This is a genomic window from Vagococcus sp. 211, from assembly GCF_056322705.1.
The window spans coordinates 1,729,004-1,743,304 of the sequence record NZ_CM150475.1; the positions used below are offsets into that span (position 1 = coordinate 1,729,004).

11 protein-coding genes and 2 pseudogenes are annotated in these 14,301 nt (G+C 36.6%); 1 reads left to right on the forward strand and 12 read right to left on the reverse strand.

The window, feature by feature from the left end:
- Positions 1 to 942 carry a 2-dehydropantoate 2-reductase gene (locus ACVWM0_RS08335; protein ID WP_476472179.1) on the reverse strand — a complete coding sequence of 314 codons (942 nt, stop codon included), beginning with the start codon at positions 940 to 942 and terminating at the stop codon, positions 1 to 3.
- A 231-nt stretch (positions 943 to 1,173) separates the two neighbouring features.
- On the opposite strand from ACVWM0_RS08335, the gene ACVWM0_RS08340 reads away from it, so the two are divergent.
- A complete protein-coding gene (locus tag ACVWM0_RS08340; protein WP_476472180.1) occupies positions 1,174 to 2,064 on the forward strand; it encodes a LysR family transcriptional regulator in 891 nt (296 codons plus the stop codon).
- A gap of 6 nt (positions 2,065 to 2,070) precedes the next feature.
- Here ACVWM0_RS08340 and ACVWM0_RS08345 read toward each other — a convergent pair whose 3' ends face one another.
- The 11 genes and pseudogenes from ACVWM0_RS08345 to ACVWM0_RS08395 form a co-directional block, all read right to left on the reverse strand.
- Positions 2,071 to 3,114, reverse strand: a complete 1,044-nt coding sequence (locus ACVWM0_RS08345) for a PTS sugar transporter subunit IIC (protein WP_476472181.1) — start codon at positions 3,112 to 3,114, stop codon at positions 2,071 to 2,073.
- A gap of 166 nt (positions 3,115 to 3,280) precedes the next feature.
- Positions 3,281 to 4,222 (reverse strand): annotated as a pseudogene (locus ACVWM0_RS08350) (dihydrolipoamide acetyltransferase family protein); the annotation flags it as partial.
- A 192-nt stretch (positions 4,223 to 4,414) separates the two neighbouring features.
- Positions 4,415 to 4,585 (reverse strand): annotated as a pseudogene (locus ACVWM0_RS08355) (biotin/lipoyl-containing protein); the annotation flags it as partial.
- 26 nt (positions 4,586 to 4,611) lie between these two features.
- Positions 4,612 to 5,598, reverse strand: a complete 987-nt coding sequence (locus ACVWM0_RS08360) for an alpha-ketoacid dehydrogenase subunit beta (RefSeq protein ID WP_476472182.1) — start codon at positions 5,596 to 5,598, stop codon at positions 4,612 to 4,614.
- 34 nt (positions 5,599 to 5,632) lie between these two features.
- Complete coding sequence (locus ACVWM0_RS08365; protein ID WP_476472183.1) at positions 5,633 to 6,625, reverse strand: thiamine pyrophosphate-dependent dehydrogenase E1 component subunit alpha; 993 nt, start codon at positions 6,623 to 6,625, stop codon at positions 5,633 to 5,635.
- Positions 6,626 to 6,636: 11 nt separating this feature from the next.
- The gene (gene lpdA / locus ACVWM0_RS08370) at positions 6,637 to 8,049 is read right to left on the reverse strand and encodes a dihydrolipoyl dehydrogenase (RefSeq protein ID WP_476472184.1); all 1,413 of its coding nucleotides are present in this window, start codon (positions 8,047 to 8,049) and stop codon (positions 6,637 to 6,639) included.
- A gap of 13 nt (positions 8,050 to 8,062) precedes the next feature.
- Complete coding sequence (gene buk / locus ACVWM0_RS08375) at positions 8,063 to 9,145, reverse strand: butyrate kinase (protein ID WP_476472185.1); 1,083 nt, start codon at positions 9,143 to 9,145, stop codon at positions 8,063 to 8,065.
- Between the two features lie 16 nt (positions 9,146 to 9,161).
- Positions 9,162 to 9,986, reverse strand: a complete 825-nt coding sequence (locus ACVWM0_RS08380) for a phosphate acyltransferase (protein WP_476472186.1) — start codon at positions 9,984 to 9,986, stop codon at positions 9,162 to 9,164.
- A gap of 705 nt (positions 9,987 to 10,691) precedes the next feature.
- On the reverse strand, positions 10,692 to 10,892 hold the full coding sequence (locus ACVWM0_RS08385; protein ID WP_476472187.1) for a cold-shock protein: 201 nt from the start codon (positions 10,890 to 10,892) through the stop codon (positions 10,692 to 10,694).
- Between the two features lie 279 nt (positions 10,893 to 11,171).
- Positions 11,172 to 12,650, reverse strand: coding sequence for a DEAD/DEAH box helicase (locus tag ACVWM0_RS08390; protein ID WP_476472188.1), 1,479 nt, complete (start codon positions 12,648 to 12,650; stop codon positions 11,172 to 11,174).
- Between the two features lie 219 nt (positions 12,651 to 12,869).
- The gene (locus ACVWM0_RS08395; protein ID WP_476472189.1) at positions 12,870 to 14,300 is read right to left on the reverse strand and encodes a glycoside hydrolase family 32 protein; all 1,431 of its coding nucleotides are present in this window, start codon (positions 14,298 to 14,300) and stop codon (positions 12,870 to 12,872) included.
- Between the last annotated feature and the right edge of the window lies 1 nt (position 14,301).

The following is a 14,301-nucleotide window of genomic DNA, read 5'->3' on the forward strand; positions in this document are numbered from 1 at the left end:
TTATTTAGCACCTAAAATTTGTTCTTTAGCGTGCACTAATTGTGTTAAGAATGAACAGTAAGGTGTTGCAACACCAAACTCTTTTCCTTTACGTACAATGGCACCATTGATGTAATCAATCTCAGTTAAGCGATTGTTAATCATTAAGTCTTGGTACATTGATGGGTGATGTAATCCGATTGTTTCACGGTTATAACATGTTTTGATTTGAGCTAAAACAGCATCAATGTCTAAAGGAATGTTTTGAGCCGTTGCTACTGCACCAAATTCGTTAACGATAGCTTCTACGATGTCATCTGCTGGAGATGTTTCACCAAAGTCAGCCATGTTTGAATCTAAAATAGTACATAGACCATTCATTGTTCCGTTAACACATGCTTTTTTATAAATTGAAGAAAGAATATCAGTAGAGAAGCGAGCATTTAAATCAGCAGCTGATAATACTTCTACTACTTCTTTAGCAACTTCTTCTTGGCCTTCGCCTAAGTTTTGTAAGTCTAATGATCCGTTACCGAATAATTTAGCTTTACCAGGACCTTCCATACCAGCAGTCCACATTGTGTTACCTAATAAGATATTGTTTAATGGTACGTATTTTTTGATTACGTCTTCATGTCCAATACCGTTTAGTAAACAAAGAACTTTTGTGTTATCACTTAACATGCCTTTGATATCTTGTAGCATTTTATCTAATTGCATTGCTTTCGTAAATAAAATCACAAGATCAGCTGAAAAGTCAACATCAGATGCGTTATCTTGATGGTATGCTGGAATCTTAGCTACTATGTCTTCTCCGTTAAAGTTTGCTTGTAAACCAAATTCATTAATTTTGTCGATATGTTCTTGCCATCCATCAATTAAGACTACGTCGTTACCTGCATTATGTAGCATTAAACCAAAACGACTACCCATTGCTCCTGCACCTGCGATAATAATATTCATATTCATTTCCTCCTAATTTATGGTTGTTATTTATAAACCTTAGTCATCTAACCTAAGAAATATCTTCTTCATTATAAGCAAGAATTCTTTCTTTAACTATGTTAAGATAATAGGTGTTATATTACTATTCTAAATCATTTTGCAACATTATTAAACCTATTTTTTCAAAGAGATTTACATTTTTTAGAAACCGCTTTATAATTTACTTAATACTAGTGAAAAGGTGATACTATGAACATACAACAGTTAAAATATTTTATCGAAATAGCCAATACAGAAAATTTGTCCGCTGCCGCTCGTAATTTATTTGTGACCCAACCCACTTTGTCTCTTTCCCTTAAAAAAATTGAAAGTGAACTTGGTACAACCCTCTTTACCCATTCTGATAAACCCTTTCAGCTAACTGATACTGGTGCTTATCTCTATGAACACGGATTAGATGTTGTCACTAAGTTTGATCAACTGATTGAAGATATTTACGACATGAATAAAAAGTCGAATAAGAAACGCATTAAGTTAGGTGTCACAACCTTGTTCTCAGTACAATTTATGAAAGAGATTTCTCGTTTTTTAGCTACCCATCCACATATTGACTTAGTCATTAAACAAGATGGTTCACCGCAACTACAAAAAATGTTGAATAACAAAGAGATAGATATCGGGCTAATTTCTTTCCCAAATCATTTTCCTGAGTCACTCAACTTTGAACCTTTAGAAACAACGACAAAAGGTTACCATGTCTATGTTGTCGTACCAGAAAATAATCCTTTGGCACAATATGATGAGTTAACCTTCAAAGAATTAAAAGGCCAACGTTTTTCTTCTCTATCTGATAACTTCATGATTGGTCGTCTATTAGAAGATCGTCCAAGATCCTTTGGTTATGAGCCAAATGTGGTGCTCTATAATGATGATCTACAAGTGTTACTTCATAGTCTCCACAAGAACAATTCCATTTGCTTACTGCCAATAGAGTATGCAGCTGTTGGTAAGAGTGAAAACCTAAAATGGATTCCATTGAGAGATAAATATGATTATTTCCCAATTGGAATCGCATTAAGGAAAGACTTCAATGTCTCAAAAGACATTAATGACTTTATAGAAATTATCAAAGAAAATTAATAATGATTAACCTTGATATTTGAAGACCACGCTGCTGTCGTATAATTTCAATACTTTTTCAAATAAGAATTTTGAAAGTAAGCCGGCAGCGATTGGTACTGCAAACCATGCTACTAATACTAATACAATGTTAAGTCCTGCGTCTAATGATGCTAAAGGTCCTACTAAACCAACTAAACCAAATCCAGCTGATTGAGGTGTACCAGAAACACCTAGAAGTGATACTGAAATTGAAGAAATAATTGCTGTAAACATACATGGGATTAAGATAACTGGGTATTTGAATAGGTTAGGCATCATCATTTTCATTCCACCTAAAGCAATTGCTAATGTTACACCAGACTCGTTAAGTTTCCATGAGTTAATAACTAATACGATTGTTGTTGCTGCGATACCCATTGCTGCGGCACCAGCAGACACGCCATCTAAACCAATCGCTAAACCAATACCAACAGTTGTAATTGGAGAGATGATTAATGCACCGAATGAACAAGCGATTAACACACTCATTACAAGTGGTGAGAATTCTGTAAAGTTGTTGATGATGTTACCAATACCAACTGTGATCATTGTCACAGGTTTGTAAGTTAACATACCGATAAGACCAGCACCTGCACCAACTACGATAGGTAAAGCAATAATTTCTACTGAACCAAACTTCTTGTCAATCCATAATAATAAACCAACAGCGATAGATGCTGTAATCATGATATTGATAATATCACCAGTACCTGCCCCTACAAACACACCGTCAACACGTTTGATAACCCCAGCACCAGCGAATGCGGCACCCCCTGTGATCATCATTTTTGGTGGTGTTAAACCAAATTGGTTAGCAATTAAAGCACCAATAATTAATGGTGTTGCCAATTGGAAAATTAACGCTGCATCAATTAACATTTGAATAATTTCAAATTGGTTAAAGTATTTTAAGATCGCTCCAAGTACTGCGTTAGGAATTAACGCTACGATTGTACCTGCTGCCGTACCTGCTAATACTTTGTTTAAAAATATCTTTGGTGTTAACTGCATTTTTCCTGTTTCTGTCATTTTAACAATCCCCTATTGTTCGATTTTTTTTTTAACAAAATTTATAATATCATTGTTTGAGAATAATTGCACTTGTTATTTTATTAAAATAATCAGAGAGGCAGAGCCCACATGGGACTCTGTCACTCCAATTATCACTAAAAATCTATTTAATTACCGTTAAATCTTAGTATACGTCTGACTCAGATGAGAAACGAGCTAAGTTTTCTTTAACGTCTCTTAAGAATTGACCAGCTTGTTGACCATCTAAGATACGGTGGTCAATTGATAGACATAGGTTAACCATGTCAGCTGTTTTGAATCCGCCATCTTTAGTTGGAACAATGCGTTTGTTGATTGATTCAACTTGTAAAATAGCTGCTTGTGGGTGGTTGATGATTCCCATTGATTGAACTGATCCTAATGTACCAGTGTTGTTCAATGTGAATGTTCCACCTTGCATGTCAGCACTTGATAATGTACCGTTACGTACGTCAGTTGCTAGACGGTTAATTTCTTTAGTTAAACCAGCTAATGATAAGTTATCAGCGTTTTTAATAACTGGAACGAATAAGTTTTCGTCAGTTGTTACAGCGATTGATAAGTTCATATCTTTATGGTAAACGATGTTTCCGTTATCCCATGATGTGTTGATTTTTGGATTTTTCTTCATTGCTTGAACAACTGCTTTAGCAAAGAATGGGAAGAAGCTTAGAGAAATACCTTCTTGTTTCTTGAAGTCATTTTTAACGCTGTTACGTAAGTTAACAATGTTAGTTACGTCAGCTTCAACCATGATCCAAGCATGAGGAATTTCGTTAACGCTTTGTACCATTTTCTTAGCAATAGCTTTACGTACGCCGTCAGCTGGAACTACTTCAGTACGATCTGATGATTGAACTGTTGGAGCTGCTGCTGGAGCTGCTTTAGGAGCTGCAACTGGTGCTGCTACTTCTTCAACTTTAACCATTTCTGGTTCTGCTGCTGCAACTGGTGCAACTGCTTGAGATGGGTCGAAGTTTAGGATGTCTTTACGAGTAATACGTCCTTCTTTACCAGTACCAACAACTTGAGCTAAGTCAACGCCGTTTTCTTGTGCTAATTTAAGTACAGCTGGTGAGAAACGTCCTGCTGCTTTTCCAGCTGGTTTAGCTGGTTTTGGAGCTGGTGCTGCTGCTTTTGGTGCTTCAGCAACTGGTGCTTCTTCTTTTACTTCTTCTACTGCTGGTGCTGCTGGTGTTTCTTCAGCGCCTTCAACTTCTAATGTCATTAAAACAGTACCGATTGGGTAATCTGTATCTAATTCAACTAAAATCTCTTTAACCACACCTGCGAAATCTGAAGGTACTTCAGTTGTTACTTTATCAGAAACAACTTCCATAAGTGGTTGATATCTAGTAACAGTATCGCCTGGTTGTACTAACCAACCTACTACTGATGCTTCTGTTACACTTTCCCCTAAGTGAGGTAGTAATACTTCTTTAATTGCCATGTTTAATCGTCCTCCTACAAACGTTTTTAAAACTCTGCTAATTCTCTCATTGCTTCTAAAACTTCTGCTTCATCAACTAAGAATTCTCTTTCTAATGGTAAAGCATATCCCATACTTGGAACGTCTGGTCCAGCAACGCGTTTAATTGGAGCATCTAAGTCAAATAATGCTTCTTCTGCGATCATTGCAGCAATTTCAGAGATAACTGTACTTTCTTTGTTGTCTTCTGTTACTAATAAAACTTTACCAGTTTTCTTAGCAGCATTAACTAATGTTTCTTTATCTAATGGGTATAGAGAACGAACGTCTACAACTTCAGCGTCGATTCCTTCACCAGCTAATTTTTCAGCTGCATTTAATGCATGTTGTAATACCATTCCGTAACCAATAACAGTGATGTCACTACCTTCGCGAACAACGTTAGCTTTAGTAATGTCTACAACGTAATCTGTTTCTGGAACTTCTGCTTTCAATAGACGGTATAAACGTTTGTGTTCGTAGAATATAACTGGATCGTCAGATCTAATTGCTGCTTTAATCATACCTTTAGCATCATATGGATTTGATGGTGTTACAACGCGTAAACCAGGTTGTCCGATGAATAATTTTTCAGTTGATTGAGAGTGATATAGTCCACCACGAACTCCACCACCGTAAGGCGTACGGTAAACGATTGGAGCAATCCAGTCACCTTTAGTACGGTAACGCATAGTACGAGCTTCTGATAAAATTTGGTTTGTTGCTGGTAAAATGTAATCTGCGAATTGGAACTCACCAATTGCACGGTAACCTCTTAAACCAAGACCAATTGCTAAACCACCAATTTGTCCTTCAGTTAAAGGTGTGTTGAAACATCTGTCGTCGCCGTATTTAGCTGCTAAGCCTTTAGTAACGCCGAACACGCCACCTTTATCTCCACCAACGTCTTCACCAAAGATAACTACTTTTTCATCGCGGGCCATTTCTTCAGAAATACCTAAGTTAATTGCCTCTAAATATGTCATTTCTGCCATTATTATTCAATCCTCTCTATTGTCAGTTCTTAAATTATTTAGCGTAAACTTCTTCGTATAATGATTCAGGTGTTGGATCTGGCATAGCCTCTGCCTCGTCTGTATCTTTATCGATTTGAGCACGAATTTCAGCATCAATTGCGTCCATTTCTTCTCTAGTTAAGTAACCTTCTTCGATTAATTGTTTTTCCATTGCATCAATTGGGTCTTTTTCTTTCATTGATTCAATTTCTTCTTTAGAACGGTAGATAGTTTGATCGTCATCAGCTGAATGTGATGTTAAACGAGATACCATTAATTCAACTAATTTAGGTCCTTTTCCAGCACGTGCATCTTTAACAGCTTTAACAAATGTTAAGTAAACTTCTGTAAAGTCGTTACCGTCTACTCTAATTCCTTCAAATCCGTAACCATGAGCACGGTCTGACATTTTTTCGTTAGCATATTGCTCATCAATTGGAGTAGAGATAGCGTATGCGTTGTTTTCGATTACAAAGATAACTGGTAATTTTTTAACTCCAGCAAAGTTCATTGCTTCTTGTACTTCACCTTGGTTGGCAGATCCTTCACCTGTACAAGTTAAAGTAACAAAGTCAGATTTTTCTAATTGTGCAGAGTAAGCAACACCTGTAGCTAATGGTAATTGAGTACTTACTGTTGAAGAGAATGCTACGATGTTATGAGCTTTAGAACCGTAGTGGTTAGGCATCATACGACCATGAGAAGCAGGGTCTGCATCTTTACCAAATGATCCCATTAAAATATCTTTATTTGACATACCCCATACAAGACTCGCTGTCATGTCACGGTAGTATGGTAAGAAATAATCTTTTTTGTGGTCAAAAGCCATTGCCATAGCTACTTGAGCAACTTCAGCACCTTGACCTGAAATGTTGAATGATGTTTTACCAATACGTGTTAATTGCCATAGACGTTCGTCTAAACGACGACCTCTTAAAACCTCACGGTATGCTTGGATAATCTCTTCTTTACTTAGACCTGATTTTTTTAACGTTTTCATTTTCATCAACCCTTCTATTATTTATGAATGGCTTTGCCATATGTATCCAATGCTGCTTCTTGAATCACTTCCGATAAAGTCGGATGTGGATGAATTGCTTCACCGATTTCAATTGGTGATGCATCTAAATAAATTGCTGTGCTTGCTTCAGAAATCAAATCTGTTGCATGTGGTCCAATGATTGAAAGACCTAATAAATCGTCAGTCTCTAAATCGCGAATCACTTCAACAAATCCTTCATTTGCTCCATAAACTAAAGATTTACCATTGCCCGCAAAGTTGAATTGGCCAATTTTTACTTTTTTGCCTTCTGGAACGTTTTCTTTCACATACCCAACACTTGCTACCTCAGGATTAGTGTAAACACCACGTGGTACGTTAACGTAGTTGATAGGTTCAATTTCTTCACCTAATAGATGGCTTACTGCAAGCTCGCCTTCTTTCATTGCTACGTGTGCTAATTGTAATGTATCAATACAGTCACCAATTGCGTAGATGTGATCTTCTGTTGTTTGGAAGAATTCATTTACTTGGATTCCTTTTTGATCGTATTTAACTGATGTGTTTTGTAAACCAAAACCATCAACGTTAGGAGTACGGCCGATAGCTACCATTACTTTTTCTACTGATAAGCTGTCTTGACCTTCGATATCAACTGTTACGTTTTTACCTTTGATTGTTGCTGCTTCAACTTTACTTTTCAGTAATACTTTGATGCCGCGTTTTTCTAGGCTTTTCTTAAGTTCGCGTGAAATAGTTGAGCTTTCGTTGATTAGTAAGCGATCTAAGAATTCAACAATTGTTACTTCAACACCTAAACTGTTTAATAATGACGCCCACTCAACACCAATAACGCCTCCACCAATAATTGCAATTGATTTTGGTAGTTCTTGTAATTCAAGCATACCGTCTGAAGAAAGAATAAATTCTTCATCTAATGGTAAGTTTGGTAATGAACGTGGCGTAGAACCTGTTGCGATAATCACGTTTTTAGGAATGATGATTTCTTCTTCTTTTGATTTATCAGTGAACGTTACCGCTACTGCACCAGATACTGGAGAGAAGATTGATGGGCCTAAGATAGCTCCTTCACCTTCTAAAACTTTGATTTTGTTTTTCTTACATAGGCCAGACACACCACCATGTAATTGGTCAATGATTGATTGTTTACGTTCTTGGATTTTAGCGAAGTTAACCACTGTATCTTTAACGTTTTCAATCCCAAATTCTGATGCTTCTTTTACTGTGTCATATACTTCAGCACTTCTTAATAATGCTTTAGTTGGGATACAACCACGGTGTAAACAAGTACCACCAAGTTTATGTTTTTCAACGATTGTTACGTTTAAGCCTTTTTGAGCTGCACGAATCGCTGCAACATAACCGCCTGTTCCCCCACCTAAGATAAGTAAATCTGTTTGTTCTGCCATTCTTTTTTCACTCCTATTTTGTTAAGTCAACTGAGCCGTAGCTTAATCCTTCTTCTTCTCCATTTAACACACGTAGAGCGCCTTCATATAACGCTTCCATTTCCATCTCACCTGGATGAGCTTTAACTGGTGCAATCCATTGAACGTAGTCACAGATTGTGCCGAAAATGTACTCTGAATAGATAGCTCCACCTGTTAGAACGATTTGATCCACTTGACCTTTAAGAACTGCTGCCATTTCAGCAACACCTTTAGCCACTTGGTAACACATACCGTCTAGATAGAATTTCGCTTCTTCATCGCCTGCTGCGATACGTTTTTCAACTTCACGCAAGTCAGTTTCACCTAAGTAAGACTTAAGTCCGCTGTTACCAGCAATGATTTTTTTAACATCTGCTAATTGTAATTCTTCAGAAAGGATCATATCTGCAAAGTCAATTAATGGTAATGTACCACTACGCTCTGGAGAGTAAGGACCTTCACCGTCTAAACCGTTGATAACATCAACAATTTTTCCGTTTTTGTGAGCACCAATACTGATACCCCCACCTAAGTGCCCAACAATAACTGAAGTTTCCTCGTATTTTTTACCAAGATCTTTAACAGCTTTTCTCGCTACCGCTTTTTGGTTTAAGACGTGAGACACGCTTCGTCTGTCGATTCCTTTAAGTCCTGAAATCTTAGCTAACGGCTCCATTTCGTCTACTACTACTGGGTCTACGATAAAAGCAGGAATGTTACGTGCTTCAGCAAATTTGTTTGCTAAAACGCCTCCTAAGTTAGATGCATGAGTGTTATATCTCTCAGTTAATAAATCATCTAACATTGCTTCATCTACTCGGTAAGTACCTCCTGGTATTGGTTTCAATAACCCACCACGTCCAACAACGGCTACTAACTTATCTGACATGTTATGAGCGTCCATGAAGGCTTGAATCAAGTTTGCTCTAAAGTCTGTTTGGCTGATAACTGTGTCGAATTGGCCGATTTCTTCTACGCTATGGCGTAATGTTTCCTCAGCAACTAATTCGTGGTTATCAAAGATAGCTAGTTTTGTTGATGTTGAACCAGGATTAATAACTAAAATTGCTCCCATATGCTAAACTCCCCTCTTATACTTGTTTCATTGCAAACTCTAATGAATGAAGTTTGCTTTCCGTTGAATCACTACGAGACGTTAATACTACTGGAACTTTCGTGCCGACGATAGTACCGCCAACTTTTGCTCCTCCAAATAGTGTTAAAGATTTATATAAACTGTTGCCGGCATCAATAGCTGGTACAACAATTACGTCCGCATCTCCTGTAATAGGACCTTCATATCTCTTATGCTCAACTGCTTCTTTAGATAGAGCTAAGTCAAAAGATATCGGACCATGTACAATCGCGTTATCAATGTTACTGTAATACTCTGCCATTTCTGTTGCTAAAACAGATGATGGCATTTTTGGATTTAGATTTTCCGCTGCACTTAGTAAGGCAATTTTCGGTTTGTCTAATCCAATTTTCGCAGCTACATCGCGAACGTTATCAATGATACCTTTCATTGAATCCGTTGTTGGTGCAATATTCATTGCGCAATCTGTTAGTAAAAATGATTTGTTATGTGCTGGTATATCTACCATTGCCACATGTGATAATACTGGCTGTGTTTTTAAGCCATATTCTTTTTTCAAAAGCTCTTTTAATATAGTATGAGTTTGAATAATACCTTTTAAAAGGATTTGAGCTTTCTCTTCTGCAACAAACGTTACCGCTTTTCTTGCAATGTCTTGTTCATCTTCACACGCTACATATTCCCAAACTGAATCGTCTGCAATGTTTTCATTCGTATCGAAGACTACAAATTCCAGATCTTTTGGAAAACGTTCCTTAGCTTGTTCAACAAGCTTCAGAATTTCTGGTTGGGATCCTCCCGCTACAGAAACCGTTATCATTCCGTTCACCTCATTTATTAATGTCTGACTACACCCATAATGTACTCCTAAATGTAAACGTAAACAAATTGTTATAATTAATTCTAGTATTGATATATTTTATACCTTGTGAAAACCTTGATAAATCAAGGTTTAAAAGTAAGATTTACTTTTTTTAACCATTCTCTCATTGTTTTTTGTACCTAGCTCCTACCTTTAATGAAAGAGCGATTCGTCATTTTTTCGTCAAAATAAACAAAAATGTTTTTACATGTTTTTTCACAATATCATGATTTTTTCTGAAAATCACTTTCTTGTTTTTTGTATAAAAACGCTTACAAACATTGATATAAAAGGATTCTTATACCGTCTAATGCTTACATCTTATTTAATTCATTTTTGCATAAAATAGCGTCATTTCATCTCTTTATCATTATTCTTTTTCTATCACAAGAAATAAGCTCATAGCTTTTTTATTTTTTCTCAATTAGGCGGAACCCTTACCACATAAAGGTTGCTAGCAAGCGGTTTCTAATTGAGAATAAAAAAGTTTCACAAAATATTACTCCCTCGGAAACAAAGAGTTTGACAATTTTTTAACAAAATAACAACCTTTGCTTCGTGGTATTGATATTTGACTGGATCGATGCCTGGATAGAAAGTCTGGACAACAAAAAAACACCCAAGAGAAAATCTCTTGAGTGTTTTGTATCATTAATGTTTAAATTAAGCTTTAACGATGTTAGTTGCTTGAAGTCCACGTTGTCCTTCTTCGATGTCAAAAGTAACTTCTTGACCTTCTTCTAAAGTTTTGAATCCGTCACCTTGGATTGCTGAGAAATGTGCGAATAAATCTTCGCCACCTTCTTGAGTGATAAATCCGAATCCTTTTTCTGCGTTAAACCATTTAACTGTTCCTTGTGCCATGTTTGTTTCCTCCTTATTAATACGCACTCTGGTGCGTTTGTATTGCAATAGATGTGACGATTAATAGGAGAATTGATATTTACTCTTATTTTCCTAAACCATAACAAAATTACTACTCCCTTAATATACCATACTTTTTTTAAAAAGACAACATTTTCTCTTCTTATTATGTAAATAACTGGAAATAATAGGTAAGAATCCTATTCTATCATCTCTTTTTTGAATAAAATGTTTTATTTTTAAATAAAAAAGAGAAAGCATTTACGCTTTCTCTCACTCTTAATAACTATTCTTTATATCTCTCTCATAATTACTTTCATTGGAACGACTAACACGACGCATTCTTCCTTTAATCGGCGTGTTTTGAAGTGTTTTTAATACTTTTTCACCTTTGCCATTTAATATCTCAACAAAGGTTGAAATATCTCTTAAATCAATAACACCAATATCTTCAGCACTTAATCCTTCAATATTACAAATTGTTCCTACCACATCACCAGGTCTCATTTTTGTCTTTTTCCCAGCATTGATATGAATTTTCATAATATCTTCTTTAAAGTCTAACCCTTGTTCTTTACGAATTTTTGGTTTTTGACCTTGCTTATTGTTAAAATCTAACCGGTACTTTTCTACCATAGACTTAGTGGGTGGGGTAATTTCTTCTATTAAACGGTCTTGATCTTCTAGAATCGCTGTAAATCGTTGCTTGTCATATTCATTGACTAAAGATAGAGCTTTCCCAGTGTTTTCAAAACGAGCGGTACGACCAATACGATGAACGTATGTTTCTGGGCTCTCAGGTAAGTCATAGTTAACAACTAAAGCAATGTCTGCTACGTCAATCCCTCTCGCTGCCACATCCGTTGCAACTAAGAATCTGTGGTACCCACGTTTGAAATCTTGAATGACCTTTGTACGGTCTCTTTGTTCCATACCACCATGTAACGTACACGGTCTAATCCCGATACGTTGTAACTTCTCAGCCAAATTTTCAACCATAATTTTAGTATTACAAAAAATAATGCTACTGTCTGGATTTTCCATTACTAATAAATCTTTAATAGCGTTGACTTTTTTATCATTATCTACACGAACATATTGTTGTACAATACGATCTTGAATTTTATTTGGCGCTTCAATTTCCACATATTCTGGGTGATAGAGATATGACTCTGACAAACGCTTAATTTCTGTTGGCATTGTTGCTGAGAAAAGAGCCGTTGTGCGTTTTCTTGGTAATTCTCTTAAGATATCTTCAATTTGTTCAATGAACCCCATTGCGAACATCTCATCTGATTCATCAATAATCACTGTTTTAATTTTACTTAAATCAATGGTACCTCTTGAAATATGATCAAACAAACGGCCTGGTGTTGCCACAACAATATGCGTTCTTTGTTTTAAATTTTTAACTTGTGATTGGTATGAACTTTTACCAAACAAAGCTTCGACTTTTAATCGTTTATAGCGACCAATATTAAATAGCTCATCTTTAATTTGTGTAGCCAGCTCACGTGTTGGTGTTAAGACTAAGGCTTGAGGGGCACGCTCTTCCCATTCTACCAGTTGACAAAGAGGGATACCAAAAGCTGCCGTCTTACCACTACCTGTTTGCGATTTAACGATAACGTCTTGTCGTTTTAATAGTAAAGGTAATACTTCCTTTTGTACTTGTGTTGGTGCCGTATACTTTAAGACAGATAACGCCTTGATGATTGACTCATCTAACTGATACTCTGCAAATTTATTTTGACTCATGTTTTACATCCTTTATGCAAGTAACAGCCGCGTTGTTTAACTTGCTCATTTATTTTTTTTAGCTTCAATAGTTTAACATGCTTTAGCCTCGATTACACGTAAATCCTACTTGATTGCGTTTTCATATTGTTTTTTTAGATTTAATTACTACAAAACAGAAAAAGAAAGAGAGAAGGCGTCTCCTTTTTCTCTCTTTCTTCTATATTAATTATAGTCACCTTAAGAAAGTTCCCACTTAGTCAGTCTTACCTCTTTATCTGCGATTAACGTTATCTTCTTTTCTCCTGGTTTAGGATACATTCTACTGGTCATAACATAACTGCCGTTATTAACAAACAGTTCTACTGACGAACTATCTACAAACAAGTGAAGGTCTCTTAATTCTCCAATAACAAGGTTTCTTTCTTTTCTACCACAGCCCGAAACACCATGTTTTAACGTTAATAGACCTTGGCTATAGGTAATCTTTGTATCTTCCTTTAGCATTAGTTCTAAGTCGCCTATTTCTTGTTCTGCCATTAAGAGTAACTCATAATGATCGCCATACAGCGTCTGAAGCTGATTGGCTTCACATAAAACCTCACTCTCGTCTCTTCTAAGCGACTGATAAGCCTCTAAGGGGTATTGTTTCAAGCATCCCTCTTCAATCATTAGCTCTCGTGGTAACGTTGCTGCATGTTGCCATCCGCGAGAAGGCGTAGGGTTTGTGTATTCTGGTAGTGACCCTACCATTCCCATCCACCCAAACATTATCCGACGTCCTCGCTCATCTTCGAAAGTCTGAGGAGCATAAAAATCAAAGCCTCTATCTAACTCAACGAAATCAGACTCTTCTTTAAAGGTTAATGTCTCCCAATCAACTTTCCCTATAATGTAACCTGACTGAAACGCATTATTATATTCGTATCCTTTAGAAGCTATCCCTTGAGGTGAAAATACTAAGACTTCTTTACCACCTAATTCAAAGTAATCTGGACATTCCCACATGTAACCAAGGGAGTACTCCTCCCCAAAAAACACACCACCATAAGTCCAACAGTCTAAATCATCGGACGTATAAATCAAAATATTCCCTTCATTGTTCACATTCCGTGCCCCTAGAAGCATATAATAGGTTGTTCCTCGCTTGAATACTTTAGGATCTCTTACGTGCGTGCTCATATTTTCTGGATACTCTTCACTAGAGATAACGACCTCTTGTTTCTCAATTGTATACCCATCTTTACTCACAACGTGTACCGTATGTTGTTCTCGCCCACTAAAAATATAATCATGCGTACCTGGAAGTTTTACATTCCCTGTATAAAAATAATGGATGTAATCTCCCTCAACAAAAGCACTCCCTGAATACACGCCATCTTTATCATAGTCATTAACAGGTGATAAAAACAGGGGCTCTTCTTTAAAATGAACCAAATCCGTCGAGGTTTTATGCCCCCAATGCATCGCTTCTCCATTGTGAGGATTTGTTGGAACATACTGATGATAAAAATGATAAGTTCCTTTGAATTGACATACCCCATTCGGGTCATTCATCCAACCGGTTTCAGGCATCAAATGGAACCTTAACCGCCAATGATCCTTCGCCACTTTTTCTTTTAACTCTGCTTGCTTTTTTTCTAAGTACTTCCAGTATTCGTCTGTTACCATC